Source organism: Pseudomonas sp. OTU5201 (assembly GCF_038440135.1).
In the GTDB taxonomy this organism is placed as follows: domain Bacteria; phylum Pseudomonadota; class Gammaproteobacteria; order Pseudomonadales; family Pseudomonadaceae; genus Metapseudomonas; species Metapseudomonas resinovorans.
The window spans coordinates 179994-203491 of sequence record NZ_JASATC010000001.1 but is presented as its reverse complement, the minus strand read 5'-3'; the positions used below and the strand labels follow the sequence as shown (position 1 = coordinate 203491).

24 protein-coding genes are annotated in these 23498 nt (G+C 62.9%); 20 read left to right on the top strand and 4 right to left on the bottom strand.

Features of this window, described 5'->3' with window-relative positions; all coding sequences use genetic code 11:
• Positions 1 to 91: 91 nt before the first annotated feature.
• Positions 92 to 1474, bottom strand: a complete 1383-nt coding sequence (locus tag AAHM40_RS01015; RefSeq protein ID WP_342243034.1) for an MATE family efflux transporter — start codon at positions 1472 to 1474, stop codon at positions 92 to 94.
• A gap of 268 nt (positions 1475 to 1742) precedes the next feature.
• On the opposite strand from AAHM40_RS01015, the gene pdxB reads away from it, so the two are divergent.
• On the top strand, positions 1743 to 2885 hold the full coding sequence (gene pdxB, locus AAHM40_RS01010; RefSeq protein ID WP_342243033.1) for a 4-phosphoerythronate dehydrogenase PdxB: 1143 nt from the start codon (positions 1743 to 1745) through the stop codon (positions 2883 to 2885).
• Between the two features lie 34 nt (positions 2886 to 2919).
• Here pdxB and AAHM40_RS01005 read toward each other — a convergent pair whose 3' ends face one another.
• Complete coding sequence (locus AAHM40_RS01005; RefSeq protein WP_342243032.1) at positions 2920 to 3096, bottom strand: PA1571 family protein; 177 nt, start codon at positions 3094 to 3096, stop codon at positions 2920 to 2922.
• Positions 3097 to 3287: 191 nt separating this feature from the next.
• Here AAHM40_RS01005 and AAHM40_RS01000 point away from each other — a divergent pair, with 191 nt between their 5' ends.
• From AAHM40_RS01000 to AAHM40_RS00985, 4 genes are all read left to right on the top strand, one after another.
• Entirely contained in the window at positions 3288 to 4415 is a 1128-nt protein-coding gene (locus AAHM40_RS01000; RefSeq protein ID WP_342243031.1) for an ATP-NAD kinase family protein, read from the top strand.
• A gap of 71 nt (positions 4416 to 4486) precedes the next feature.
• Complete coding sequence (locus tag AAHM40_RS00995; protein ID WP_342243030.1) at positions 4487 to 4927, top strand: thiol-disulfide oxidoreductase DCC family protein; 441 nt, start codon at positions 4487 to 4489, stop codon at positions 4925 to 4927.
• Positions 4914 to 5336, top strand: a complete 423-nt coding sequence (locus tag AAHM40_RS00990) for a DoxX-like family protein (protein WP_342243029.1) — start codon at positions 4914 to 4916, stop codon at positions 5334 to 5336. Before AAHM40_RS00995 ends, AAHM40_RS00990 begins: the two co-directional genes overlap by 14 nt.
• Positions 5337 to 5344: 8 nt before the next feature.
• Positions 5345 to 7126, top strand: a complete 1782-nt coding sequence (locus AAHM40_RS00985) for an ABC transporter transmembrane domain-containing protein (RefSeq protein WP_342243028.1) — start codon at positions 5345 to 5347, stop codon at positions 7124 to 7126.
• A gap of 68 nt (positions 7127 to 7194) precedes the next feature.
• Here the strand turns inward: AAHM40_RS00985 and rne are convergent, their stop codons facing one another.
• On the bottom strand, positions 7195 to 10314 hold the full coding sequence (rne, locus tag AAHM40_RS00980) for a ribonuclease E (protein ID WP_342243027.1): 3120 nt from the start codon (positions 10312 to 10314) through the stop codon (positions 7195 to 7197).
• A gap of 558 nt (positions 10315 to 10872) precedes the next feature.
• Here rne and rluC point away from each other — a divergent pair.
• From rluC to sppA, 3 genes are read left to right on the top strand one after another with little or no spacing between them, the layout of a single operon-like run.
• The gene (gene rluC / locus AAHM40_RS00975; protein WP_028630875.1) at positions 10873 to 11826 is read left to right on the top strand and encodes a 23S rRNA pseudouridine(955/2504/2580) synthase RluC; all 954 of its coding nucleotides are present in this window, start codon (positions 10873 to 10875) and stop codon (positions 11824 to 11826) included.
• A complete protein-coding gene (locus tag AAHM40_RS00970) occupies positions 11819 to 12511 on the top strand; it encodes an HAD-IA family hydrolase (protein ID WP_342243026.1) in 693 nt (230 codons plus the stop codon). Before rluC ends, AAHM40_RS00970 begins: the two co-directional genes overlap by 8 nt.
• Positions 12504 to 13484: a signal peptide peptidase SppA gene (gene sppA / locus AAHM40_RS00965; RefSeq protein WP_342243025.1), complete on the top strand. Its 981-nt coding sequence runs from the start codon at positions 12504 to 12506 to the stop codon at positions 13482 to 13484. Before AAHM40_RS00970 ends, sppA begins: the two co-directional genes overlap by 8 nt.
• Positions 13485 to 13548: 64 nt before the next feature.
• On the opposite strand, the gene AAHM40_RS00960 is transcribed toward sppA, so the two are convergent.
• Positions 13549 to 14127 carry a Maf family protein gene (locus tag AAHM40_RS00960; protein ID WP_342243024.1) on the bottom strand — a complete coding sequence of 193 codons (579 nt, stop codon included), beginning with the start codon at positions 14125 to 14127 and terminating at the stop codon, positions 13549 to 13551.
• A gap of 108 nt (positions 14128 to 14235) precedes the next feature.
• On the opposite strand from AAHM40_RS00960, the gene AAHM40_RS00955 reads away from it, so the two are divergent.
• From AAHM40_RS00955 to AAHM40_RS00900, 12 genes are all read left to right on the top strand, one after another.
• Entirely contained in the window at positions 14236 to 14763 is a 528-nt protein-coding gene (locus tag AAHM40_RS00955) for a YceD family protein (RefSeq protein WP_342243023.1), read from the top strand.
• Positions 14764 to 14776: 13 nt separating this feature from the next.
• The gene (gene rpmF / locus AAHM40_RS00950; RefSeq protein WP_137822854.1) at positions 14777 to 14959 is read left to right on the top strand and encodes a 50S ribosomal protein L32; all 183 of its coding nucleotides are present in this window, start codon (positions 14777 to 14779) and stop codon (positions 14957 to 14959) included.
• 3 nt (positions 14960 to 14962) lie between these two features.
• Entirely contained in the window at positions 14963 to 15973 is a 1011-nt protein-coding gene (gene plsX / locus AAHM40_RS00945; RefSeq protein ID WP_342243022.1) for a phosphate acyltransferase PlsX, read from the top strand.
• 103 nt (positions 15974 to 16076) lie between these two features.
• Positions 16077 to 17015 (top strand): ACP S-malonyltransferase, encoded by a 939-nt coding sequence (gene fabD / locus AAHM40_RS00940; protein WP_342243021.1) that lies wholly within the window; start codon positions 16077 to 16079, stop codon positions 17013 to 17015.
• A 15-nt stretch (positions 17016 to 17030) separates the two neighbouring features.
• Entirely contained in the window at positions 17031 to 17774 is a 744-nt protein-coding gene (fabG, locus tag AAHM40_RS00935; RefSeq protein ID WP_280284302.1) for a 3-oxoacyl-ACP reductase FabG, read from the top strand.
• 191 nt (positions 17775 to 17965) lie between these two features.
• On the top strand, positions 17966 to 18202 hold the full coding sequence (acpP, locus tag AAHM40_RS00930; RefSeq protein ID WP_004422318.1) for an acyl carrier protein: 237 nt from the start codon (positions 17966 to 17968) through the stop codon (positions 18200 to 18202).
• Positions 18203 to 18371: 169 nt separating this feature from the next.
• The gene (gene fabF / locus AAHM40_RS00925) at positions 18372 to 19616 is read left to right on the top strand and encodes a beta-ketoacyl-ACP synthase II (RefSeq protein ID WP_342243020.1); all 1245 of its coding nucleotides are present in this window, start codon (positions 18372 to 18374) and stop codon (positions 19614 to 19616) included.
• A complete protein-coding gene (gene pabC / locus AAHM40_RS00920) occupies positions 19616 to 20431 on the top strand; it encodes an aminodeoxychorismate lyase (protein ID WP_342243019.1) in 816 nt (271 codons plus the stop codon). Before fabF ends, pabC begins: the two co-directional genes overlap by 1 nt.
• 6 nt (positions 20432 to 20437) lie before the next feature.
• Entirely contained in the window at positions 20438 to 21472 is a 1035-nt protein-coding gene (mltG, locus tag AAHM40_RS00915; protein WP_342243075.1) for an endolytic transglycosylase MltG, read from the top strand.
• Positions 21473 to 21485: 13 nt separating this feature from the next.
• Positions 21486 to 22118, top strand: coding sequence for a dTMP kinase (tmk, locus tag AAHM40_RS00910; protein WP_028627863.1), 633 nt, complete (start codon positions 21486 to 21488; stop codon positions 22116 to 22118).
• Positions 22111 to 23097 (top strand): DNA polymerase III subunit delta', encoded by a 987-nt coding sequence (locus tag AAHM40_RS00905; protein WP_342243018.1) that lies wholly within the window; start codon positions 22111 to 22113, stop codon positions 23095 to 23097. Before tmk ends, AAHM40_RS00905 begins: the two co-directional genes overlap by 8 nt.
• Positions 23098 to 23132: 35 nt before the next feature.
• The gene (locus AAHM40_RS00900; protein WP_028627861.1) at positions 23133 to 23489 is read left to right on the top strand and encodes a PilZ domain-containing protein; all 357 of its coding nucleotides are present in this window, start codon (positions 23133 to 23135) and stop codon (positions 23487 to 23489) included.
• The last annotated feature ends 9 nt before the right edge of the window (positions 23490 to 23498 follow it).

Sequence of the window (23498 nt, the reverse complement as noted above, 5' to 3'; positions counted from 1 at the left end):
GTGCAGAGCCGGGGGCTGGCGTTCAGCGAGCCCCGGCTGGTCTCACGCCAATGTGAATGAAAAAAGGGCCGCTCAGTGCAGCCCTTTTTTGTCAGCGGCGAATCCTTGCCCGTGCGCTGCGCGCCAGTCTCAGGCTGAGCAGCACCGCAGCACAGGTCAGGCCCACCACCAACCCCTGCCAAAGCCCCTTGGGCCCACTGGGTTCGCCCAGCCAGTCGGACAGGCCGAGGGCATAACCCACCGGTAGGCCGATGCCCCAGTAGGCGAAGAGGGTGATGACCATGGTCGCGCGGGTGTCCTGGTAGCCACGCAGGGCGCCAGCAGCCGCTACCTGGATGGCGTCGGAGAACTGGAACAGCGCCGAGTAGACAATCAGCATGGCTGCTACTGCGATCACTTGCGGATCAGGCGAGTACATTTTCGCGATCAGTTCGCGGAACAACAGCATCAGGCTGGCGGACAAGCAGGCATAGGCCAGTGCGGCGCCGATACCAATACCTGCGGCGAAGCGCGCGGCGCGCGGCTCGCCACGGCCCAGCGCCTGGCCGACGCGCACGGTGACCGCCATCGCCAGGGCGTACGGGATCATGAAGATCAGGGCGCTGAAGTTAAGCGCGATCTGGTGCCCAGCCACCACGGTGGCGCCCAGTCCGCCGATCAGCAGTGCGATCACGGCGAAAATGCTCGATTCGGCGAATACGGCGATGCCGATGGGGCCGCCGATGGAAAGCAGGCGCTTGATCATCGACCACTGCGGTTTGTCGAACTGGCCGAACAGCCGGCTCGGCTTGTAGGCTGGGGCGCGGGTTACCCAGCTCAGCATGCCCAGCAGCATGAACCACATCACTGCGCCGCTGGCCCAGCCACAGCCCACGCCACCCAGAGCGGGCATGCCGAGGTGGCCGTAGATCAGGATGTAGTTCAGGGGAATGTTCAGCAGCAGGCCGCAGATGCCCAACACCATGCTCGGGCGGGTACGGCCCAGACCGTCGCTGAAGCAGCGCAGCACGTAGTAGAGGGCCACCGCCGGAAAACCGAAGGCGATGCCGTGCAGGTAACCCATGGCCGGGTCGACCAGGTCAGGGTCCACGCCCATCAGCTGCAGAACGGGGCGCGCATTGATCAGCAGCAAGGCGCCGCAGATACCTACCACCAGCGCCAGCCAGAGGGCCTGGCGCACCAGCGGTCCGATCTCGTCCGGTTTGCCGGCGCCAAAGCGCTCGGCGACCTTGGCGGTGGTGGCAAGGAGGATGCCGGTCATCAGCAGGAACACCGGAATCCAGATGGAGTTGCCGAGCGCCACGGCAGCCAGGTCGCGGGGGCTGACGCGGCCGGCCATCACCGCGTCGACGAAACCCATGGCGGTGTTGGAAAGCTGGGCGATCATGATCGGCGCCGCCAGCTTGAGCAGCGCGCGCAGTTCCGTGCTGGCGCGGCTGAAACGGGTTTGAGGTTGGGTCACTGATAGTTCCATATCGATAAGTCATCCTCCGGGCATACCGGTGGTGTCCATGCAAAGGGTGGCTGACGGGAATCTGGGCGTTGCCTGGTCGCGACGGGCTCGCGACGGTGCACGGTCCCAGCCTTTGCAGCAGAGGCTGCCGGCGGAACGGGACGTGGAGGCTGAGGGACGCCTAGTCTACGCCCTGACGCCTTGGTCAGAAAAGAGGGGCGACGGCCCGTGATACGGGCATCTGCCGAGGGGATTGCGTAAAATGACGGCCTCTCTGCCGGAGCCTGCCATGCAAATTGTTGCCGACGAAAACATACCCCTGGTCGATGCCTTCTTTGGCGGCTTGGGGAAAATACGCCGTCTGCCGGGGCGCGCCATCGATGCTGCCGCGCTGGCAGACGCCGATCTGCTCCTGGTGCGTTCGGTGACCCGCGTCGATCGCGCGCTGCTGGCGGGTAGCCCGGTGCGCTTTGTCGGCACCTGCACGATCGGGACCGATCACCTGGACCTCGACTACTTCACCGAGGCCGGTATCGCCTGGTCCAGCGCCCCCGGTTGCAACGCCCGCGGCGTGGTGGACTACGTGCTCGGTAGCCTGTTGGTGCTGGCCGAGGACGAAGGCGTGGACCTCGGTTCGCGCACCTTTGGCGTCGTGGGTGCCGGCCAGGTGGGCGGGCGCTTGGTGGACGTGCTGCGTGGTCTCGGGTGGCGGGTGCTGGTGTGCGATCCGCCGCGGCAGGCCACTGAAGGGGGCGACTTCGTCGATCTCGCGACCATCCTTCGCGACTGCGACGCCATCAGCCTGCACACGCCGCTGGACAGCGGCGGTGGGCACCCGACTCATCACCTGTTGGACGCCGGTCGCCTTGCGCGGCTGCGCTCCGGTGCCTGGCTGATCAACGCCAGCCGTGGTGCCGTAGTGGACAACCAGGCCCTGCGCGAGCTGCTTGGCCGCCGCCCGGACGTGCGCGCGGTGCTGGATGTCTGGGAAGGCGAGCCCCGGGCGGACGTTGAGCTGGCGCGCCTTTGCCGTATCGCCACGCCGCACATCGCCGGATACAGCCTGGACGGCAAGTTGCGCGGCACGGCGCAGATCTACCAGGCCTGGTGCCGGGTCGGTGGGCAAGCGGAAAGTGTGCAATTGGATGAGCTGCTACCGACCCCCTGGCTGGGGGAACTGGCCCTGGATGCCAGTTGCGACCCGAGCTGGGCGCTGGCGACCCTGTGCCGCGCGGTGTATGACCCGCGCCGCGACGATGCGGATTTCCGTCGCAGCCTGGTGGGCGATGAGGCGAAGCGACGCGCTGCTTTCGATGCCCTGCGCAAGCACTATCCGGTGCGCCGGGAGATCGACGGGTTGCGGGTGCGTTTGATGGGGGAAGCCCCCAGGTTGGCGGAGATTGTCCGGGCGCTGGGCGCGGAACTGGTGTAGGAAGTGGCCCGGAATCACCCCGGGCCAGGAGTGCTCAAGCCTGTTTCAGCTCAGACTCCAACTGCTTGTGCAGTTCCTGGCAGGCGCGCTGGATCATGGATTCGGTGATGGGAATCTCACGGCCCTGGGCGTCGATGACGGCGCCGCCTACGGGACGACGATTCCGTAGCGGGATCACGCGGCGATCGGAAGTGCTGTCATGCAAACTCATGGCCTGTCTCCTCTTCAGGTGGTGCGCGCAGTCTAGGTAGGATAGATGAAAGCGCGGTGACAGTTGGCGCCAACGTTACGCCAGAAAAAAGAACGACCAAGAAACACTAGCATTGAATATGCCAACTGCGAATGTTCTGGTCGTGGTAGGTGGACCCCCAGTGCGGGGCGACAGTTCAGTTCGAGGTAAGCATGTCCTTGTTCCATATGGGCCTGATCATCAATCCCCTGGCCGGTCTGGGCGGCCCGGCTGCGCTCAAGGGTAGCGACGGCGTAGCCGCAGAGGCCCTTGCCAGAGGCGCGGAGCCCCGTGCGGCAGCGCGCACTCGCCTGGCCCTGGAATGTCTGCTGCCGCTTGTCGGGCGCATCCAGTTCCTCACCTTCCCCGGCCCGATGGGCGCCGACCTGTTGGCGGATATGGGCTTCGACCACCGCGTACTAGGCCATCTCGACGGCCCCATGACCTCTGCAGAGGACACTCGGCATGCTGTCGACGCCCTGCAGGATACCGGCGTTGCCTTGATTCTCTTCGCCGGTGGAGACGGCACGGCGCGGGATGTCAGCGCCGCAGTGCGTGAAGGCCAGCCGGTGCTGGGTATTCCCGCCGGCGTGAAGATCCACTCCGGCGTCTATGCCATCAGCCCGCGCGCCGCCGGGGAACTGGCGCGGCGCCTGGTGAAGGGTGGCCTGGTGCGCCTGGCCAGTGGCGAGGTGCGCGACCTGGACGAAGCGGCCCTGCGTGACGGCAAGGTCGCGGCGCGCTGGTATGGCGAGCTGACCGTGCCCGAGGAAGGCCACTTCATGCAGCACGTCAAGCAAGGCGGGATGGAGTCGGAAGAGCTGGTGCTGGTGGACCTGGCCGACTGGCTAAACGACAGCTGGGAGGAGGGCGTGCGCTATGTACTCGGGCCGGGCTCCACCCTCCATGGCCTGGCAGCCAACCTGGGGCTGGACACCACGCTGCTGGGCGTCGACGTGGTCGAGAACGGTCTGGTGATCGCCCGAGACGTGACCGAAAGCCAGCTTTTCGCGCTGGTGGACGGCCATCCGGCGCGGTTGCTGGTCACGGCCATCGGCGGCCAAGGGCACATCATCGGCCGGGGCAACCAGCAGATCAGCCCCAGGGTGCTGCGGGCCATCGGTCTGGATCACCTGAGGGTGGTCGCCACCAAACGCAAGCTCGCTACCCTGGAGGGCCGGCCGTTGCTGGTGGACAGTGGTGATCCGGCCCTGGATGAAGCCTTCCCGGATGCCGTGCGCGTCTGGGCGGGCTACAAAGAGGAGCTGCTCTATCCCGTGGGGTGGGGCGACCCGGCCTGAGGCTGAGCACCGGTATCCGGGGAGATCGGCTACCATCGACGGCACTTCCTCGTGGATTCAGGAGCATCGTGATGGATGCCGAGCAGTACCCGCCCCATGTCCGCTCCGGCGAGCGCGTCGTGCTGTTTGACGGGGTGTGCAAGCTCTGTAACGGCTGGGCGAAGTTCCTGATCCGCCATGACCGGGCGCGGGTGTTCAAGCTTGCCTCGGTACAGTCGGTGGAAGGGCAGGCGATCCTGCGCTGGTTCGGCCTGCCCACCGATAGCTTCGCCACCATGCTCTATGTGGAAGGCCGCGAGCTGTTCGTCCGCTCCGAGGCCATCGCACGAATCGTCCGTCAGTTGCCGGCCCCCTGGCCGCTGCTGGGCGTTTTCCGCTTTCTGCCCTTGGGCCTGCGCGACTGGTGCTATGACCGTATTGCCCTGAATCGCTACCGCCTTTTCGGCCGGCACGATGTCTGCCTGTTGCCGTCGCCCGACCATGAGGGGCGCTTCCTGAATGCCGACCGCTGAATCACGTCGCTTCGCCTCGTTGGCCCGTTGGGGGTTGGCGCTGTTGTTCCTCTACCACGGTCTGGTGCCCAAACTGCTCTGGCTGAGCGCCGACGAGAAATTGATGATTGCCGCCCATGGCCTGACTCGCGTGGAGCAGGTAACGACCATTGCCGGACTGGCGGAAATCACCCTGGCGCTGATCCTGTTGCGGGTACGCAAACAGCGCTGGCCCCTGGCGCTGGCGGCGGCGCTGTTGATCGGCCTACTGCTGGATGTGGCGCTGTTCACTCCGAGCTTGCTGATCCAGGCATTCAATCCTCTGTCCACCAACCTGGTGGCGCTCTGCCTCTGTCTGGTGGGGTGGTGGGCCGAAGCGCCCGCTGCCGCCGCGCAGTGCGCAGGCAACCCCCTTAGGCAATCCGACTGAGTCTCTCCATGGCATCCCTTTTTTCTGCAAGGCAGCGCAATGCGCTGCGCATGGCCGGTCGCTTCGTTTCGCCCTATCGCTGGCGAGTGTTGGGTGCGCTGCTGGCGTTGTTGTTCACTGCCGGAATCACCTTGTCCATGGGCCAGGGCATCCGCCTGTTGGTGGACCAGGGCCTGGCCACCCAATCCCAGGCGTCGTTGCAGCATTCGATCATGCTGTTCTTCGGTCTGGTGCTGGCGCTGGCCGTCGGTACCTTCACGCGCTTTTACCTGGTGTCCTGGATAGGCGAGCGATTCGTCGCGGACATCCGCAAGCGCGTGTTCGATCACCTGATCCAGCTGCATCCAGGTTTCTACGAGAGCAACCGCGCCTCGGAGATCCAGTCTCGGCTTACAGCTGACACGACGCTGCTGCAATCGGTGATCGGCTCGTCCCTCTCCATGGCGCTGCGTAATGGCATCATGCTCGTGGGCGGCATCGGCCTGCTGTTCGTCACCAATCCCAAGCTGACCGGCATCGTGCTGCTGGCGTTGCCGCTGGTGCTGGCGCCTATTCTCATTTTCGGGCGCCGGGTGCGGCGCCTGTCGCGGCAGAGCCAGGACCGTATCGCCGATGTCGGCAGCTACGTTGGCGAAACCCTGGGGCAGATCAAGACGGTGCAGGCGTACAACCACCAGGCCCAGGATCGCCAACGTTTCGCCAGCACGGTGGAAGGCGCCTTTGACGCTGCACTGCACCGCATTACCCAGCGTGCCTGGCTGATCACTCTGGTGATCCTGCTGGTGCTGGGAGCGGTTGGGGTCATGCTTTGGGTCGGCGGAACGGACGTCATCGCCGGGCGTATCTCTCCCGGCGACCTGGCGGCCTTCGTGTTCTACAGCTTGATCGTGGGGGCGGCCTTCGGTGCCATCAGTGAAGTGATCGGTGAACTGCAGAGCGCCGCCGGTGCGGCCGAGCGTATCGCCGAGTTGCTCCAGGCGCGCAACGCCATCCATGCCCCGGCTGAGGGGCGGGTGACACTGCCGGAACGTGTCAGTGGGCGTATCGAATTGGAGGCCGTTTGCTTCGCCTATCCCAGTCGGCCTGAAGTGAACGCTCTGGATGGCGTCAGCCTGGACGTTCGCCCTGGCGAGACCCTGGCGCTGGTCGGGCCCTCGGGCGCGGGCAAGTCGACGGTCTTCGAGCTGCTGCTGCGTTTCTTCGACCCCCAGGCGGGCAGCATCCGTGTCGAGGGCGTGGAGTTGCAGCAACTCGACCCTGTCGACCTGCGCCGCTGTTTCGCCCTGGTGTCCCAGAATCCCGCGCTGTTCTACGGCAGCGTCGAAGACAACATCCGCTACGGACGCCCCGAGGCCAGTGATGCCGAAGTGGAGGCTGCCGCGCGTGCGGCCCATGCCCACGAATTCATCAGCCGTCTGCCGCAGGGCTACCAGACGCACCTGGGGGAGGGCGGCATCGGCCTTTCCGGTGGCCAACGCCAGCGTCTGGCCATTGCCCGAGCCCTGCTGGTGGATGCACCCATCCTGCTGCTGGACGAGGCCACCAGCGCCCTTGATGCAGAAAGCGAACACCTGATCCAGCAGGCCCTGCCGGCCCTGATGAGCGGGCGCACCACGCTGGTGATCGCCCACCGTCTGGCCACCGTGCAGAATGCCGATCGCATCGCTGTGATGGAGCGGGGAAAAGTGATTGCGGTCGGTCGTCACGCGCAACTCGTGGCCAGCAGCCCGCTCTATGCGCGACTGGCCGAGTTGCAGTTCGGCGTCCAGGCGGAGGATGAGGTGGAGTAGGGGAGTTAAATAACGGAATGAAAAAAAGGGGATGCCGATGGCATCCCCTTTCTTTTTCAGGCTTGGATTCAGACGACCGGTTTGGTCTCGTCCTTGGCTTCGTCCTTCTCTTCTTCCTCGGCCTTGGTATCGGCTTGGGCCGGTGCTTCGGCTTCGGCTGCTCCAGCCACTTTCTCAGTCTGTTCGGCCGGAGCCTCTACAGCCTGTTCGGCAGCTTCTTCAACCTTCTGCTCGGGGGCGACCACTTCCTCTTCCACGCCGGCGATGGCGTGTACGGCAGCGGAGAGCGGTTCGGCAGCGGCTACCGCGTCAACGGCCTTGGCAGCAGCCTCTTCGGCTTCCTTGGCCAGACGCTCGGCTTCGCGCTGACGGCGACGCACTTCACGCGGGTCGTTGGGAGCACGGCCACCGCTGGAGGGCGCACGAACCAGCTCTTCGACCTGAGGCTCTGCAGTCGGTGCTTCCTCGACGGAAGCGACGGCAGGCGCTTCGGCTTCGGCTTCGACCGGGGCCGCTTCAACGACCTGAGGGGCTTCGACCACGGCCGGGGCTTCCTCGACCACCGGAGCCTGTTCGACGACCGGAGCGGCTTCCTCGGCTTGGGCGACCACGACTTCGGCAACCGGAGCATCAGCAGCCGGAGTTTCGGCCGCGGCCGGTGCTTCAGCAGTTGCTTCTGCGACCAGGTCTGCGGTGACCGCGGCGGTGGCGGCTACTGCAGCGATCTGGACGGCGTCGGCCGGGGCAGCCTGTTCGGCGCCTTCCTGATCTTCCTGGCCTTCTTCCAGCTCATCACCGTTTGCTTCGCGCTGGCGCTCGCGGCGATTGCTGCGGCGACGCTGGCCACGGGAACGGCGACGGGGACGTTCGCCATCGGCGCCTTCCTGTTCGTCGTCCTGCAGCAGCTCTTCGTTGTTCAGCAGTTCTTCGTCGACCGCCTCGGCATCAGCCTGGGCCAGTTCTGCACGGGGCTGGCGCTCTTCACGAGGTTGACGCTCTTCACGCGGCTGGCGTTCTTCGCGGGCCGGACGTTCGGCGCGTTCGCCACGCTCGCGGCGACCTTCCTGGCCTTCACGGGGCTCACGAGGCTGACGCTCTTCGCGAGGTTGGCGCTCTTCACGCGGCTGGCGTTCTTCGCGAGGCTCGCGTGGCTGACGCTCTTCGCGGGGCTGGCGCTCTTCACGCGGTTCACGCGGCTGACGCTCCTCGCGAGGTTGGCGCTCCTCACGCGGCTGGCGCTCTTCGCGGGCCGGACGCTCGCCACGCTCGCGGCGAACTTCCTGGCCTTCGCGCGCCTCACGGGTTTCGCGCGGCTGACGCTCTTCGCGAGGCTTGCGATCGTCCTCACGGCGGCCTTCACGACCTTCGCGGGGCTCACGACCGTCGCGGCGACGATTCTGCTGGCGACCGCTACGGCGTTCTTCACTGCGCGGCTGACGCTCGGTGGAAGGCTTCTCGGCTTCGACCTTGGGCTCTTCCTTACCGGCGAACAGTCCTACCAAGGACTTCACCAGACCCTTGAACAGGCTGGGTTCCGGGGTCGGTGCGGGTGCGGGCGTCGGGGCCTGAGGGGCAACCGGGGCCGGAGCGGGGCGCTCAGGGGAGACAGTTTTCACCGCGGCTTCCTGGCGAACCAGGGTGCGGGTGGAGCTGACCGGCTGAACTTCTTCCGCTTCGGCAGGCGTCATTTCGTAGCTGGACTGGCTGCTCAGCACTTCCGGGCTGTCATCGCGCAGGCGCTGGACTTCGAAGTGCGGGGTTTCCAGGTGGTCGTTCGGCAGGATGACGATGCGCGAACGGCTACGCAGCTCGATCTTGGTGATGCTGTTGCGCTTCTCGTTGAGCAGGAACGCGGCAACCGGGATCGGGACCTGGGCGCGGACTTCGGCGGTGCGGTCCTTGAGGGCCTCTTCTTCGATCAGGCGCAGGATGGCCAGGGACAGGGATTCGACGTCACGGATGATGCCTTGGCCGTCGCAGCGCGGGCAGACGATGCCGCTGGTCTCGCCCAAGGACGGACGCAGGCGCTGACGGGACATTTCCAGCAGACCGAAACGAGAGATGCGGCCAATCTGCACACGGGCGCGGTCGGCTTCCAGGGCTTCTCGGACTTTCTCTTCCACGGCGCGCTGGTTCTTGGCCGGGGTCATGTCGATGAAGTCGATGACGATCAGGCCACCAATGTCACGCAGGCGCAGCTGGCGGGCGATTTCTTCGGCCGCTTCCAGGTTGGTCTGCAGGGCGGTTTCTTCGATGTCGCCGCCTTTGGTCGCGCGAGCCGAGTTGATGTCGATGGACACCAGGGCTTCGGTCGGGTCGATGACGATGGAACCACCGGACGGAAGCTTCACTTCGCGCTGGAAGGCGGTTTCGATCTGGCTTTCGATCTGGAAGCGATTGAACAGCGGGACGCTGTCCTGGTAGAGCTTGATCTTGCTCTGGTATTGCGGCATCACCTGGCGGATGAAGCTCAGGGCTTCTTCGTGGGCTTCGACGCTGTCGACCAGCACTTCGCCGATGTCCTGGCGCAGGTAGTCACGAATGGCGCGGATGATGACGTTGCTTTCCTGGTAGATCAGGAAGGGGGCGCCACGCTCACCGGAGGCTTCCTTGATGGCGCTCCAGAGTTGAAGCAGGTAGTCCAAGTCCCACTGCAGCTCTTCGCTGGAGCGGCCGAGGCCGGCAGTGCGGACGATCAGGCCCATGTCGGCCGGAGCGTTGAGGCCGTTCAGCGCTTCACGCAGTTCGTTGCGCTCTTCGCCTTCGATGCGGCGGGAGATACCACCAGCGCGAGGGTTGTTCGGCATCAGAACCAGGTAACGGCCGGCGAGGCTGATGAAGGTGGTCAGGGCTGCGCCCTTGTTGCCACGTTCTTCTTTCTCGACCTGGACGATGACTTCCTGGCCTTCGCTGAGCACTTCCTTGATGTTGATGCGGCCTTCGGGGGACTTCTTGAAGTACTCGCGGGAGATTTCTTTCAGAGGCAGGAAGCCGTGGCGCTCAGCGCCGAAATCGACGAAGGCAGCCTCGAGGCTGGGTTCGATACGAGTGATTCGGCCTTTGTAGATGTTGGCTTTCTTCTGCTCGCGGGCGCCCGATTCGATGTCCAGATCGTACAGGCGTTGGCCGTCGACCAGAGCAACACGCAACTCTTCGGGCTGAGTCGCGTTAATCAGCATTCTTTTCATGTGGTACCAATAGGTTTCCGGGCTACCGGAAACGGCGATTGGCGCACACGACTCTCGCGGTCGGTGTCAGGTGCGTGTCAGGGGAGGCGGGCCACCCCAGTGTCCAGCGAACTCCAGCCAAAGGGGCCGGAATCGCGACTACGTCTCCTGCTTGCTGTGTCGTGACAGAAGCACTTGTTCAGGAGGAGGAATCAACGGTCGGTAGCGGACGAAATGAAGCGTCTTGAAACTACGCAGTCCGACGGTTATGCATCTCCACCCTACACTTATCCCTTGAAAATCGGGTGCCGCTCGCTGAATCCGTAGCGGGTTGCATTTACCGTGATCTCCCGTTGGAAGGGGTGATCACGCGTCATGGCTCGAGGCTTTGATTTCGGAAATATCGCGGTCAATGCGGCGAATTTTCTGTCGGACGGCCTTACGTCCTGAAAGGGTTGCAGCGGTTGGGGTGGCAGTTTTGGCGAACACCCCGAAACCAGGCCGCTTTTGGCGGCGTTCGCGACTATAGCAGTAATCATTAAGTGCTTCAAATCCATAAAAAATTGTTATGATGCCCAGATGAATACTCCTGCCTCTCCGACCTCCGGCGTCCAGCTGCTTGAGGTTTCGCCGGAATATGCCGGCCAACGCATCGACAATTTCCTACGTACCCAGTTGAAAGGTGCGCCCAAGACGTTGATTTATCGCATCCTTCGTAAGGGCGAGGTCCGCGTCAACAAGGGGCGAATCAAGCCGGAGTACAAGCTTCAAGCTGGCGATATCGTGCGGGTTCCGCCGCTGCGCCTGTCCGAACCGAACGAGCCGGCACCGGTGGCCCAGGGGCTGCTGGAACGTCTGGAGAGCGCCATCGTCTATGAAGACAAAGCGCTGATTGTGCTGAACAAGCCGTCTGGCATCGCAGTGCATGGTGGCAGCGGCCTCAGCTTCGGCGTGATCGAAGCCTTTCGTCAGTTGCGTCCAGAGGCTAAGGATATTGAGCTGGTGCATCGCCTGGATCGCGACACTTCCGGTCTTCTTATGATCGCCAAGAAGCGCAGCATGTTGCGTCACCTGCATGAGGCATTGCGTGGTGATGGCGTCGATAAGCGCTATCTGGCGCTGGTGCGCGGCAGTTGGCCGACCTCGAAGAAGAAGGTCAGTGCGCCGCTGCTTAAGAACAACCTGCGCTCCGGCGAGCGTATGGTCGAGGTGAATCCCGAGGGCAAGGAGGCGCTGACCGAATTTCGTGTCGTGCGTCGTTTTGGCGAGTTCGCCACCCTGGTGGAAGCCAGTCCCATCACCGGGCGCACTCATCAGATTCGTGTGCATGCCAAGCACGCCGGTCATTCCATCGCTGGCGATCCCAAGTACGGGGATGAGGATTTCACCCGCGAGATTCGTGATCTGGGTGGCAAGCGCTTGTTCCTTCATGCGCATTCCCTGGCTATCAGCCTTCCCGATGGCGGTGAGCTGAAGCTGGAGGCTCCGGTGGATGAGATGTGGCAGAAAACCCTGGAGCGTCTCGGTGCCTGATTATCAGCTTCTGATCTTCGACTGGGATGGCACGTTGGTTGATTCCATTGCCCGTATTGTCGAATCCATGCGTGTGGCAGCGGAGGTTTCGGGGTTGCCCTGGCGTGATGATGCCGCCATCAAGGGCATCATCGGGCTCGGCTTGCCGGAGGCTATCGCCACCCTCTACCCAGAGCTCGAGGATGCGCAGCGTATCGATGCATTCCGGCAGCGTTATGCTGAGCACTACAGCGCCCTGGAGGTTCAGCCTTCCCCGTTGTTCGAAGGGGTGGCTGAGTCCCTGGAGGAATTTCGTGAGCAGGGTTACCGTCTGGCCGTGGCCACTGGCAAGAGTCGTCGCGGGTTGGATCATGTGCTGGCAGGGCGTGGGTGGCTAGACTATTTCGACGTCACTCGTTGTGCTGATGAAACGGCAAGCAAGCCTGATCCGCGCATGCTGCAGGAAATCCTGGCGCATTGTGGGGTGGCGGCCGAGCGGGCGGTGATGGTGGGGGATTCGCCCTTCGATCTGCGCATGGCGCATCGGGCCGGGATGGATTCCGTGGCGGTGGGCTATGGTGCTCAGCCGCTTGCTGAGTTGCTCAAGGAGTCGCCCAGATTGGCGATCGAGCGTTTCGAGGAGCTGAGTCACTGGTTGAGTGGTGGTCTGAGCCGGCAATCCCGAGAGGTGGAGTCTTATGTCTGACGAGTGGAAAGAACCGGCGGTCGACAAGGCTGAACAGAAGAGCTGGAAACTGCTGGAAAAAGCGGTTCTGGCCGGTGTTCAGGAGCAGCGCCGTGCCCGACGCTGGGGTATTTTCTTCAAATCGCTGACCTTCCTTTACCTGTTCGCTGCGCTGGCGCTGTTCTCGCCGATCTTCGACCTGCAGAAAAGTGCGGCGCGCAGTCAGGAGCACACCGCCCTGGTTGAGGTGCGCGGAATGATCGCCGATGAGGAGGCAGCAAGCGCCGACAATATCGTGACCGGTCTACGTGCGGCCTTCGAAGATCCGAAGACCAGGGGTGTGGTGCTGCGCATCAACAGTCCGGGCGGCAGTCCGGTGCAGTCCGGCTACGTTTATGACGAGATCCGCCGACTACGTGAAGAGCACAAGGACATCAAGGTCTACGCCGTCATTTCGGACCTGGGTGCGTCCGGTGCTTATTACATCGCCAGCGCGGCAGACGAGATTTATGCCGACAAGGCCAGTCTGGTCGGCTCCATCGGTGTCACTGCGGCGAGCTTCGGCTTCGTCGATGCCATGGCTAAGCTTGGTGTCGAGCGCCGTGTCTATACCTCGGGCGAGCACAAGGCTTTCCTCGATCCGTTCCAGCCGCAAAAGCCGGAGGAGACCGAGTTCTGGCAGGGTGTGTTGAGCACCACGCATCAACAATTTATCGAGAGCGTGAAGAGGGGGCGTGGCGACCGGCTCAAGGTTGACACTCATCCCGAACTCTTCAGTGGTTTGGTCTGGACTGGCGAGCAGGCGTTGGCGTTGGGGTTGGTGGACAAGCTTGGCAATACCAGTTTTGTGGCTCGTGAAGTCGTCGGTGCAAAGGAGATTGTTGACTACACCGTTCAGGAGTCGCCTTTCGATCGATTTTCGAAGAAGTTTGGTGCCAGCGTCGCTGAGCGCCTAGCGCTCTGGATGGGGTTCCAGGGGTCAGGCCTGCGCTGAGTGTGAGTGTCGTTAATGAAGGAGGGCCCGGCGAATGTCGGGCTTTCTTCCTTCTATATAGGGCTCAGGGGATCTGAACGCCTTCGGCGAGTAGCATGTCCACCAAGTGGATAAGCGGTAGGCCGACCAGGCTGGTGGCGTCCGTGCCGTCGGTGGAGCGAAACAGGCTGACGCCGAGGCCTTCTGCCTTGAAGCTGCCGGCACAGTCGTAGGGTTGTTCGGCTTCCAGGTATCGGCTGATGCGTGCAGCGTCCAGTTCGCGGAAGTGCACGGTGAACGGTACGCAGGCGACTTGATGTTGGCCGGTGGCGCTGTTCAGCAGGGCAAGGCCGGTCAGGAAGCTGACGCTGGCGCCGCTGGCGCGCTGCAGTTGGTCGCGGGCGCGCTCGAAATCGTGGGGTTTGCCGAGGATCTGCTCGCCCAGTACGGCGACCTGATCGGAGCCGATGATCAGGTGGTTCGGATTCTGTGGGGCAAGGGCGCGGGCTTTCTCCAGGGCCAGGCGGCGCACCAGTCGTTCGGCGGATTCTTGTGGTTGTCGGCGTTCGTCGATGTCCGGAGCGCCCCAGGTGAAGGGTAGGCGCAGGCGTTCGAGCAGTTCGCGGCGGTAGGGGGAGCTGGATGCGAGCACCAGTGGCAGCATGGCGGTCTCCGGGTTGTTGGGCGAGAAATTTTATAGAGGCCTTTCGTGTATGGACAATGCGGAAATTCTTTTGACAGGGCAGGGGCTCATCCCTAGAATGTCGCGCCTATGTTGAATGGGCCGATTCCACCTCATGTAGATCCGCGCAAGTTGGCGGACCGCGAAGTCACTCTTGATGGTGACATTGCGCTCGCCCGCCTGGAGCGACTCTGCGAACCTCTTGCGGACAACGCAGGCAGCATTCATGCGAGCCTCGCGTTTGGTCGTGACGAGCGTCGCGCTGTTGTCATCCACAGCCGGATTGATGTTGAGGTCAAGATGGTTTGCCAGCGTTGTCTAGAGCTGGTCACCCTGAACATCCACAGCGAGTGTGATTACGCAGTGGTGCGGGAAGGGGCTGACAGTCAGTCGCTGCCGAAGGGCTATGACGTGCTGGAAGTGGGTGAGGATCCATTGGATCTGATGACTCTGGTCGAGGATGAGCTACTGCTTGCCCTGCCCATAGTTCCGGCCCATGACCCTGAAGATTGCCAGCAGCCGGCGGGCACCAACGAGCCCGAGCCGAGCGTGGACGAGGTTTCGCGGTCCAACCCGTTCAGTGTACTGGCGCAGTTAAAGCGTGACCCAAACGTTTAGGAGTTAATTGATTATGGCTGTTCAGCAGAACAAAAAATCCCGCTCGGCACGCGATATGCGCCGTTCCCACGACGCCCTCGAGTCCAGCGCCCTGTCCGTAGAGAAGAGCACCGGTGAAGTTCACCTGCGCCACCACGTTTCCCCGGACGGTTTCTACCGCGGTCGTAAAGTGATCGACAAGGGCGCTGCTGAGTAATCCTTGGCCGCCTCGATCATCGCGATTGATGCAATGGGCGGGGACTACGGTCCCCGCTGCATTGTTCCAGCCAGCGTCGCCTGTCTGGCTGAGTTCCCCTCGCTGCACCTGGTCCTCGTCGGCCAAGCCCCCCTTCTTGAAGAACTTGTCGCCCGCGTTCCTGCGGACTATCGCCAGCGCCTGCAAATTGAGCACGCCAGCGAAGTGATCGCCATGGACGAGCGTCCGGCGCAAGCTTTGCGCGGCAAGCCGGATGCCTCGATGCGCGTCGCGTTGGAGTTGGTCCGTAACGGACGGGCCCAGGCTTGTGTCAGTGCCGGCAATACGGGCGCCCTGATGGCGCTGTCCCGCTATGTGTTGAAGACTCTGCCTGGAATTGATCGCCCGGCGATGGTCAGTGCCATTCCCACGGCGCGTGGTCATTGCCATCTTCTGGATCTGGGGGCGAACGTCGATTGCAGTGCCGAGCATCTTTACCAGTTCGCTGTAATGGGGGCGGTCGCCGCAGAAGCCTTGGGTATCGCCCGTCCGCGCGTTGCGTTGCTGAATGTCGGCACTGAAGACATCAAGGGCAACCAGCAGGTCAAGCTTGCGGCGAGCCTTTTGCAGCAGGCCGAAGGCCTCAATTACATCGGCTACATCGAAGGTGATGGTCTCTATCGCGGTGAGGCGGATGTAGTGGTTTGCGACGGTTTCGTCGGCAACATCCTGCTCAAGTCCAGCGAAGGTTTGGCCTCGATGATCGCTGCGCGTATCGAGGCGCTCTTTACCGAAAGCCTGGGGGCTCGCCTGGTTGGCTCGCTGGCTTTGCCGCTGCTGCGTCGATTGCGCACCGACCTGACGCCAGCGCGCCACAATGGGGCGAGTTTCCTGGGTTTGCAGGGCATCGTCATCAAGAGTCACGGCTCGGCTGGTGCGGAAGGGTTCCAGAGTGCCATTCGCCGGGCGCTGATCGAGGTGCGCGAGAATCTGCCGCAACGCCTTCACGGCCGACTGGAGCATCTGTTGCTGTAGGATGTGACCACTATCGGCAGCCTGTCATCCAAATGTCAGTTTCGTGCGCTTGGCTATGCCGGGCGTCAATCTCCCTATACCGCCAGATAAGGGACCTCACTCAATGTCCGCTTCCCTCGCTTTCGTATTTCCCGGTCAGGGTTCCCAGTCTCTGGGCATGCTGGCCGAGCAGGGGGGCCAGCACAAGCTGGTCCTGGATACCTTTGCCGAAGCCTCCGAGGCGCTCGGCTACGATCTCTGGGCGCTGACTCAGCAAGGTCCGGAAGAGCAACTCAACCAGACCGATAAAACCCAGCCTGCCATTCTCACGGCTTCCATCGCCCTGTGGCGCCTTTGGTTGGCCGAAGGTGGCGCCCGTCCAGCCTATGTCGCTGGTCACAGCCTGGGCGAGTATTCCGCCCTGGTGGCCGCTGGCAGCCTGGGTCTCACCGATGCGGTGAGACTGGTAGAGCGTCGCGGCCAGCTGATGCAGCAAGCCGTTCCGGCAGGGCAGGGCGGCATGGCCGCAATCCTTGGCCTGGAAGATGTCGACGTGCTGGCCGCCTGCGCCGACGCCGCACAGGGTGAGGTGGTCAGTGCCGTGAACTTCAATGCCCCTGGTCAGGTGGTCATTGCCGGTGCTGCTGCTGCGGTCGAGCGTGCCATCGAAGCGTGCAAGGCACGCGGTGCTAAGCGTGCCATGCCATTGCCGGTAAGCGTGCCGTCGCACTGCGCGCTGATGAAGCCGGCCGCCGAGCGCTTCGCAGAATCGGTTGAAGCCCTGGATTGGCAGACGCCTCAGATTCCGCTGGTGCAAAATGTCAGCGCTGCTGTGGTGGCCGATCTGACAGAGCTCAAGCGCGATCTGCTGGCTCAGCTCTATAGCCCGGTCCGTTGGGTCGAATCGATGGTCAGCCTGTCCGAGCGTGGCGTCACTGATCTGATCGAGTGCGGCCCCGGCAAGGTGCTCTCGGGCCTTAACAAGCGTTGCGTGAAGGGTGTCAACACCCACAACCTGGATACCCCTGATGCTTTCGCAGCCGCCCGTGCTGCGCTGGCCTGAACAAGGAGAAGACCTATGAGTCTGCAAGGTAAAGTGGCACTGGTCACCGGCGCGAGTCGCGGCATTGGCCAGGCTATCGCCCTCGAGCTGGGCCGTCAGGGCGCCGTGGTGATCGGCACCGCGACCTCTGCTTCCGGTGCCGAGCGCATCGCCGAGTTCCTCAAGAACAACGGTATCGAAGGCGCAGGCCTGGTTCTGGATGTCAGCAACGATGAGTCGGTTGCCAGCACCCTGGAGCACATTCAGCAGCACCTGGGTCAGCCGCTGATCGTGGTGAACAACGCCGGCATCACCCGCGACAACCTGATGCTGCGCATGAAAGACGACGAGTGGTTCGACGTCATCAATACCAACCTCAACAGCCTGTACCGCCTGTCCAAGGCCGTGCTGCGTGGCATGACCAAGGCTCGCTGGGGGCGCATCATCAATATCGGTTCGGTGGTGGGTGCCATGGGCAACGCCGGCCAGACCAACTACGCGGCTGCCAAGGCTGGCCTTGAAGGTTTCAGTCGCGCCTTGGCGCGCGAAGTTGGCTCGCGCGCCATTACCGTCAACTCGGTGGCCCCCGGCTTCATCGATACCGACATGACTCGCGAGCTGCCAGAAGCCCAGCGCGACGCGCTGCTGAACCAGATTCCGCTGGGTCGTCTGGGTCAGGCCGAAGAGATTGCCAAGGTGGTGGGGTTCCTCGCTTCCGACGGCGCTGCCTACGTTACCGGCGCTACCATTCCGGTCAACGGCGGCATGTACATGAGCTGAATGTGACGAATCCCTTCAGAAAGCTGTCATATGGGCTGTCTAGAATTCGCTATATAAGTGCAGCCGGGTTATAGACATTTCGTTGCAGCGATCCGGAAGGGGTTCAGGCGTTCTGCTTGAAATGCGGAAAACCCTTTCTATACACTGCAGCCCCAGCTGCACGGACTTTTCCATAGGAGTGAAAACACGGTATGAGCACCATCGAAGAACGCGTCAAGAAAATCGTCGCCGAGCAACTGGGCGTCAAAGAAGAGGAAGTAACCAACAGCGCTTCCTTCGTTGAAGACCTGGGTGCCGACTCCCTTGACACCGTTGAGCTGGTGATGGCTCTGGAAGAGGAATTCGAGACCGAAATCCCGGACGAGCAAGCCGAGAAGATCACCACCGTTCAGGAAGCCATCGACTACATCAACGCCAACGCGCAGTAATGTAGTCGTCGGTTCCCCGACGCGGAAAAGCCGCACGACCCGACTGGGCGTGCGGCTTTTCTTTAAGCCGATTGTTGAAAATCCGCGGTTTGCACGTTGCCTGCCGGGCTTTTCAACAGTCTGTTAATCCGAATCAACCGCCGTGTAGAGATTGAAGAAGGAGAGCGCTGTGTCGCGTAGACGCGTCGTGGTCACTGGCCTGGGCATGCTGTCGCCGTTGGGTACCGATGTACCGAGCAGTTGGCAGGGAATTCTGGCTGGCCGCAGTGGCATTGGCCTGATCGAACATATGGACCTTTCCGCGTACTCCACCCGTTTTGGTGGTTCGGTCAAGGGGTTCAATGTCGAGGAGTACCTGTCGGCCAAGGAGGCGCGCAAGCTTGACCTGTTCATCCAATACGGTCTTGCCGCGAGCTTCCAGGCTGTGCGCGATTCGCGCCTCGAAGTCACTGACGCCAACCGTGAGCGCATTGGCGTCGCCATGGGGTCGGGCATCGGCGGTCTGACCAACATCGAGAACAACTGCAAATCCCTGATCGAACAGGGGCCGCGACGGATTTCGCCGTTCTTCGTACCTGGCTCGATCATCAACATGGTGTCCGGCTTCCTGTCGATCCACTTGGGTATCCAGGGGCCGAACTACGCCATTGCGACCGCTTGCACCACTGGCACCCACTGCATCGGCATGGCCGCACGCAACATCGCCTATGGCGAGGCAGACGTGATGATCGCTGGCGGCTCCGAGATGGCTGCTTGCGGACTGGGTCTAGGAGGTTTCGGCGCAGCTCGAGCGCTGTCCACCCGCAATGATGATCCGACGCGGGCCAGTCGTCCCTGGGACAAGGGGCGCGACGGCTTCGTGCTGTCTGACGGCGCCGGTGCCCTCCTGCTGGAAGAGCTGGAACATGCCAAGGCTCGTGGCGCGACCATTTACGCCGAGCTGATCGGATTCGGCATGAGTGGCGATGCCTATCACATGACCTCACCGCCGGATGACGGCGCTGGCGCTGCCCGTTGCATGCGCAATGCCCTGCGCGATGCGGGCTTGAATGCCGACCAGGTGCAGTACGTGAACGCCCACGGTACCTCGACACCGGCAGGCGATGTGGCTGAAGCCATGGCGCTCAAGTCGGTGTTTGGCGATCACGCCTACAAGCTCGCGGTCAGTTCCACCAAGTCCATGACTGGCCACCTGTTGGGTGCGGCTGGTGCCGTTGAGGCGATCTTCAGTGTGCTTGCCCTGCAGGACCAGGTGGCGCCGCCGACCATCAACCTGGAAGAGCCGGACGAGGGCTGCGACCTCGACTTCGTGCCTCACGAAGCGCGTTCCATGCCCATCGATGTGGTGCTGTCCAACTCTTTCGGCTTCGGTGGCACCAACGGTTCCCTGGTGTTCCGTCGGTTCGAGGGCTGATGCCGGACTGGGTCGACGGCCACCCGGCCGAGTCGCTGTCTATCAAGGACCGCGGCTTGGCCTATGGTGATGGGCTTTTCGAGACTATCGCCGTGCGCGCTGGTCGGCCCCCGCTTCTCGAATACCACATGGCGCGGTTGTCTGAAGGCTGTCGACGCCTGGGTATACCCCTCGATTTCCAATTGATGCGCACTGAGCTGCTGGCCTTCTCGGCTGGGTTGGGTGAGGGCGTTGCCAAGCTGATCATCACTCGCGGCGAAGGGTTGCGCGGTTATGCGCCGCCACCGGTTGCGCTGCCACGACGCATCCTGCAGAGCGCTCCCTTTCCGAGCTACCCGGAGGGTTACTGGGAGCAGGGCGTCCAGCTTTTTTCCTGCGCGACCCGTCTTGCCGAGCAGCCGCTTCTGGCTGGACTCAAGCACTTGAACCGACTCGAGCAGGTCCTTGCCCGCGCCGAATGGCAGGGCGGCGAGTTCGCCGAGGGCTTGATGCGCGACCAGTCCGGTCGCGTGATCGAAGGGGTGTTCAGCAATCTTTTCATGGCGCGTGATGGCGTGCTGATCACGGCGGATCTAGGCCGTTGTGGCGTCGCCGGTGTCATGCGTGCCGCGCTGCTGGACGGCGCCAGGGCAGCTGGAGTCGAGGTCGAGGTGCGGGATATTCCCTTCGACGAGTTCCTCAGGGCTGATGAGGTTTTTCTTTGCAACAGCCTCTTTGGTATCTGGCCGGTGCGTTCTGTAACAGGCCATCACTGGCCGGTCGGGCCGCTGACCCGTAAACTTCAGGCCATCGCCCGCGATCTACTGGACATCTGATTCGTGATACGCAAATTCCTGCTGATGCTGGAGGCAGGCCTGCTTCTTGCCGGCCTGCTGGTAGCCTTCGCCGGCTGGCAGCAGCGCGTCACCCTTGAACAACCCCTGAACATCTCCGCCGAGCGGATGCTGGATGTGGCGGCTGGTGCCACACCCGGTGGACTGCTCAATCGCCTGGAGGAAGAGGGTGTACTGAACAATGCCTTCTGGCTGCGTCAGTACTGGCGCTTCAACCTGGCCAACGCCTCCCTGCACAGTGGCGAGTATCGCCTGACACCCGGCATGCGGGCTGGTGACTTGCTGGGGCTCTGGCAGCGAGGTGAAGTGGTGCAGTACAGCTTGACGCTGGTGGAAGGCTGGAACTTTCGTCAGGTCCGCGCGGCACTCGCCAAGCAAGCCAAACTGGAACAGACCCTGGCCAATGTCAGCGACTCCGAGCTGATGGCTCGACTCGGCCGTCCGGGGGAGTATCCGGAAGGCCGCTTCTTCCCTGATACCTACCACTATGTGCGTGGCATGCGCGATATCGACCTGTTGAAGCAGGCGCGCGATCGCCTCGATCAGGTCCTGGCCGAGGAGTGGGGCAAGCGTGCGGACCGACTGCCTTATAACGATGCCTATCAGGCGCTGATCATGGCTTCCCTGGTGGAGAAGGAAACCGGTGTGCCGGCCGAGCGTGGGCAAATCGCCGGCGTCTTCGTGCGTCGCCTGAATACCGGCATGCTGCTGCAGACTGACCCGACCGTGATCTACGGTCTGGGCGAGCGCTACAACGGCAACCTGACGCGTGACCACCTGCGTGAGCCGACGCCTTACAACACTTACGTCATTACTGGTTTGCCGCCGACTCCGATTGCCCTCGCCGGGCGCGAGGCCATTCACGCCGCGCTGCACCCAGCCGCAGGAAAAAGCCTCTACTTCGTCGCCCGTGGCGACGGCAGCCATGTATTCTCCGAGACCCTGGGCGAGCACAACCAGGCCGTGCGTGACTTCCAGTTGAAGCGCCGCAACGGCTACCGCTCCAGCCCGGCCCCGCAATGAATAAGGACACCCAGTGAGCGGTCTGTTCATCACATTGGAAGGCCCGGAAGGCGCCGGAAAAAGCACCAACCGCGAGTACCTTGCCGAGCGCCTGCGTAACCATGGCGTCGAAGTGGTACTGACTCGCGAACCCGGCGGTACGCCGCTGGCTGAGCGCATCCGTGAGCTCCTGCTGACTCCTAGCGACGAAACCATGGGCGTCGATACCGAGCTGCTGTTGGTGTTCGCGGCTCGCGCCCAGCACCTGGAAGGCGTGATCAAGCCGGCACTGGCTCGTGGCGCTGTGGTGCTCTGCGACCGGTTCACCGACGCGACGTACGCCTACCAGGGTGGAGGACGCGGCTTGCCCGAGGAGCGCATTGCGTTTCTGGAGCGTTTCGTCCAGGGCGACCTGCGTCCAGATCTGACACTAGTCTTCGACCTGCCTGTTGAAATTGGTCTGAGTCGAGCTGCAGCTCGTGGTCGTCTCGATCGTTTCGAGCAGGAGCAGCGCAGCTTTTTCGAGGCTGTGCGCCAGACCTATCTTCAGCGCGCTCGTGCCGCAGAGGAGCGCTACAAAGTGATCGATGCCTCGCTGCCGTTGGCCGAGGTGCAGGCCAATCTCGACAAATTGCTGCCCGAGCTGCTGGAGCGCTGCCATGGCTGATGCCTATCCCTGGCAGGAAGCGCTGTGGCAACAGCTGGCAGGTCGATCCCGTCACGCGCATGCCTACCTACTGCATGGGCCGTCCGGTATCGGCAAGCGTGCGCTTGGTGAGCGCCTGATGGCGCGATTGCTCTGCCAGAGCCCGGCCGGGCTCGACGCCTGCGGTCGGTGCAAGGCGTGTCTTCTGCTGGCGGCCAATACCCACCCTGATGCCTTTGTGCTGGAACCGGAGGAGGTCGACAAGGCCATCCGCGTTGACCAGGTCCGCGAGTTGGTGGAGTTCGTAGTCCAGACCGCGCAGCTCGCGGGGCGCAAAGTGGTGCTGCTGGAACCGGCCGAGGCGATGAACATCAATGCCTCCAACGCGCTGTTGAAAAGCCTGGAAGAGCCCTCTGGCGATACTGTCTTGCTATTGATCAGCCACCAGCCCAGCCGACTCCTGCCGACCATCAAGAGCCGTTGCGTACAACAGGCTTGTCCGCTGCCCAGTGAAGCTCAGAGCCTGGCCTGGCTGGGTTCTTCGCTGCCTGATGCATCGCCCGAGGACCTGCGAGAGCTGCTGGTTCTAGCGGGTGGTTCGCCGCTCTTGGCTTTGCGTCTGGAAGGACAAGGCGTTCGCAGCCAGCGTGCCGATGTCGTGGAAGGTGTGAAGAAGCTGCTCAAGCAGCAGGTGGGCGCCAGCCAGTTGGCCGAAGGGTGGAGCGCCGTGCCGCTGCCCCTGCTGTTCGACTGGTTCTGCGACTGGGCTCAACTGATGCTGCGCTACCAGCTCACCCGCGATGAGACGGGGCTGGGACTGAACGATATGCGCAAGGTGGTGCAGTACCTCGCCGACAAGGCCCCGCAGCACAAGGTCCTCGCGGTCCAGGATTGGCTGCTGCAACAGCGGCAAAAAGTACTGAACAAGGCCAACCTCAACCGTGTCTTGCTTCTCGAAGCGCTTCTGGTGCAGTGGGCAAGCCTGCCCGGGCCGGGCTAGAATCGGTGGCTGAACCCGCTTGTCAGGATATCCGCATGAGCTTGCCGCCAAACCTGGGCCCGCGTAACGGGATTCTGTCCTTGACCATTAAGGACAAGTCCGTGCTGTATGCCGCCTACATGCCGTTCATCAAGAACGGTGGCCTGTTCATTCCGACCAACAAGACCTACAAGCTGGGCGATGAAGTGTTCATGCTGCTCAATCTGATGGACGAGCAAGAAAAGATTCCGGTCGCCGGCAAGGTGGTCTGGATTACTCCCAAGGGCGCCCAGGGCAACCGTGCAGCGGGCATTGGCGTCCAGTTCAACGACGGCGACAGCGGTGCGCGCAACAAGATCGAGACCTACCTCGCCGGCGCCCTCAAGTCCGACCGTCCCACTCATACGATGTAACCGGCCGTC

Excerpts from the sequence above, each read along its gene's own strand:
- AAHM40_RS00995 (WP_342243030.1), top strand. The coding sequence starts at position 4,487 with ATGGATGCCGAGCAGTACCCGCCCCATGTCCGCTCCGGCGAGCGCGTC.
- rpmF (WP_137822854.1), top strand. The coding sequence starts at position 14,777 with ATGGCTGTTCAGCAGAACAAAAAATCCCGCTCGGCACGCGATATGCGC.
- fabG (WP_280284302.1), top strand. The coding sequence starts at position 17,031 with ATGAGTCTGCAAGGTAAAGTGGCACTGGTCACCGGCGCGAGTCGCGGC.
- AAHM40_RS00960 (WP_342243024.1), bottom strand. The coding sequence starts at position 14,127 with ATGCTGCCACTGGTGCTCGCATCCAGCTCCCCCTACCGCCGCGAACTG.
- rne (WP_342243027.1), bottom strand. The coding sequence starts at position 10,314 with ATGAAAAGAATGCTGATTAACGCGACTCAGCCCGAAGAGTTGCGTGTT.
- sppA (WP_342243025.1), top strand. The coding sequence starts at position 12,504 with ATGTCTGACGAGTGGAAAGAACCGGCGGTCGACAAGGCTGAACAGAAG.
- pdxB (WP_342243033.1), top strand. The coding sequence starts at position 1,743 with ATGCAAATTGTTGCCGACGAAAACATACCCCTGGTCGATGCCTTCTTT.
- AAHM40_RS00905 (WP_342243018.1), top strand. The coding sequence starts at position 22,111 with ATGGCTGATGCCTATCCCTGGCAGGAAGCGCTGTGGCAACAGCTGGCA.
- AAHM40_RS00955 (WP_342243023.1), top strand. The coding sequence starts at position 14,236 with ATGTTGAATGGGCCGATTCCACCTCATGTAGATCCGCGCAAGTTGGCG.
- AAHM40_RS00900 (WP_028627861.1), top strand. The coding sequence starts at position 23,133 with ATGAGCTTGCCGCCAAACCTGGGCCCGCGTAACGGGATTCTGTCCTTG.
- AAHM40_RS01000 (WP_342243031.1), top strand. The coding sequence starts at position 3,288 with ATGTCCTTGTTCCATATGGGCCTGATCATCAATCCCCTGGCCGGTCTG.
- AAHM40_RS00985 (WP_342243028.1), top strand. The coding sequence starts at position 5,345 with ATGGCATCCCTTTTTTCTGCAAGGCAGCGCAATGCGCTGCGCATGGCC.
- acpP (WP_004422318.1), top strand. The coding sequence starts at position 17,966 with ATGAGCACCATCGAAGAACGCGTCAAGAAAATCGTCGCCGAGCAACTG.
- AAHM40_RS01005 (WP_342243032.1), bottom strand. The coding sequence starts at position 3,096 with ATGAGTTTGCATGACAGCACTTCCGATCGCCGCGTGATCCCGCTACGG.
- AAHM40_RS01015 (WP_342243034.1), bottom strand. The coding sequence starts at position 1,474 with ATGGAACTATCAGTGACCCAACCTCAAACCCGTTTCAGCCGCGCCAGC.
- fabD (WP_342243021.1), top strand. The coding sequence starts at position 16,077 with ATGTCCGCTTCCCTCGCTTTCGTATTTCCCGGTCAGGGTTCCCAGTCT.
- pabC (WP_342243019.1), top strand. The coding sequence starts at position 19,616 with ATGCCGGACTGGGTCGACGGCCACCCGGCCGAGTCGCTGTCTATCAAG.
- rluC (WP_028630875.1), top strand. The coding sequence starts at position 10,873 with ATGAATACTCCTGCCTCTCCGACCTCCGGCGTCCAGCTGCTTGAGGTT.
- AAHM40_RS00990 (WP_342243029.1), top strand. The coding sequence starts at position 4,914 with ATGCCGACCGCTGAATCACGTCGCTTCGCCTCGTTGGCCCGTTGGGGG.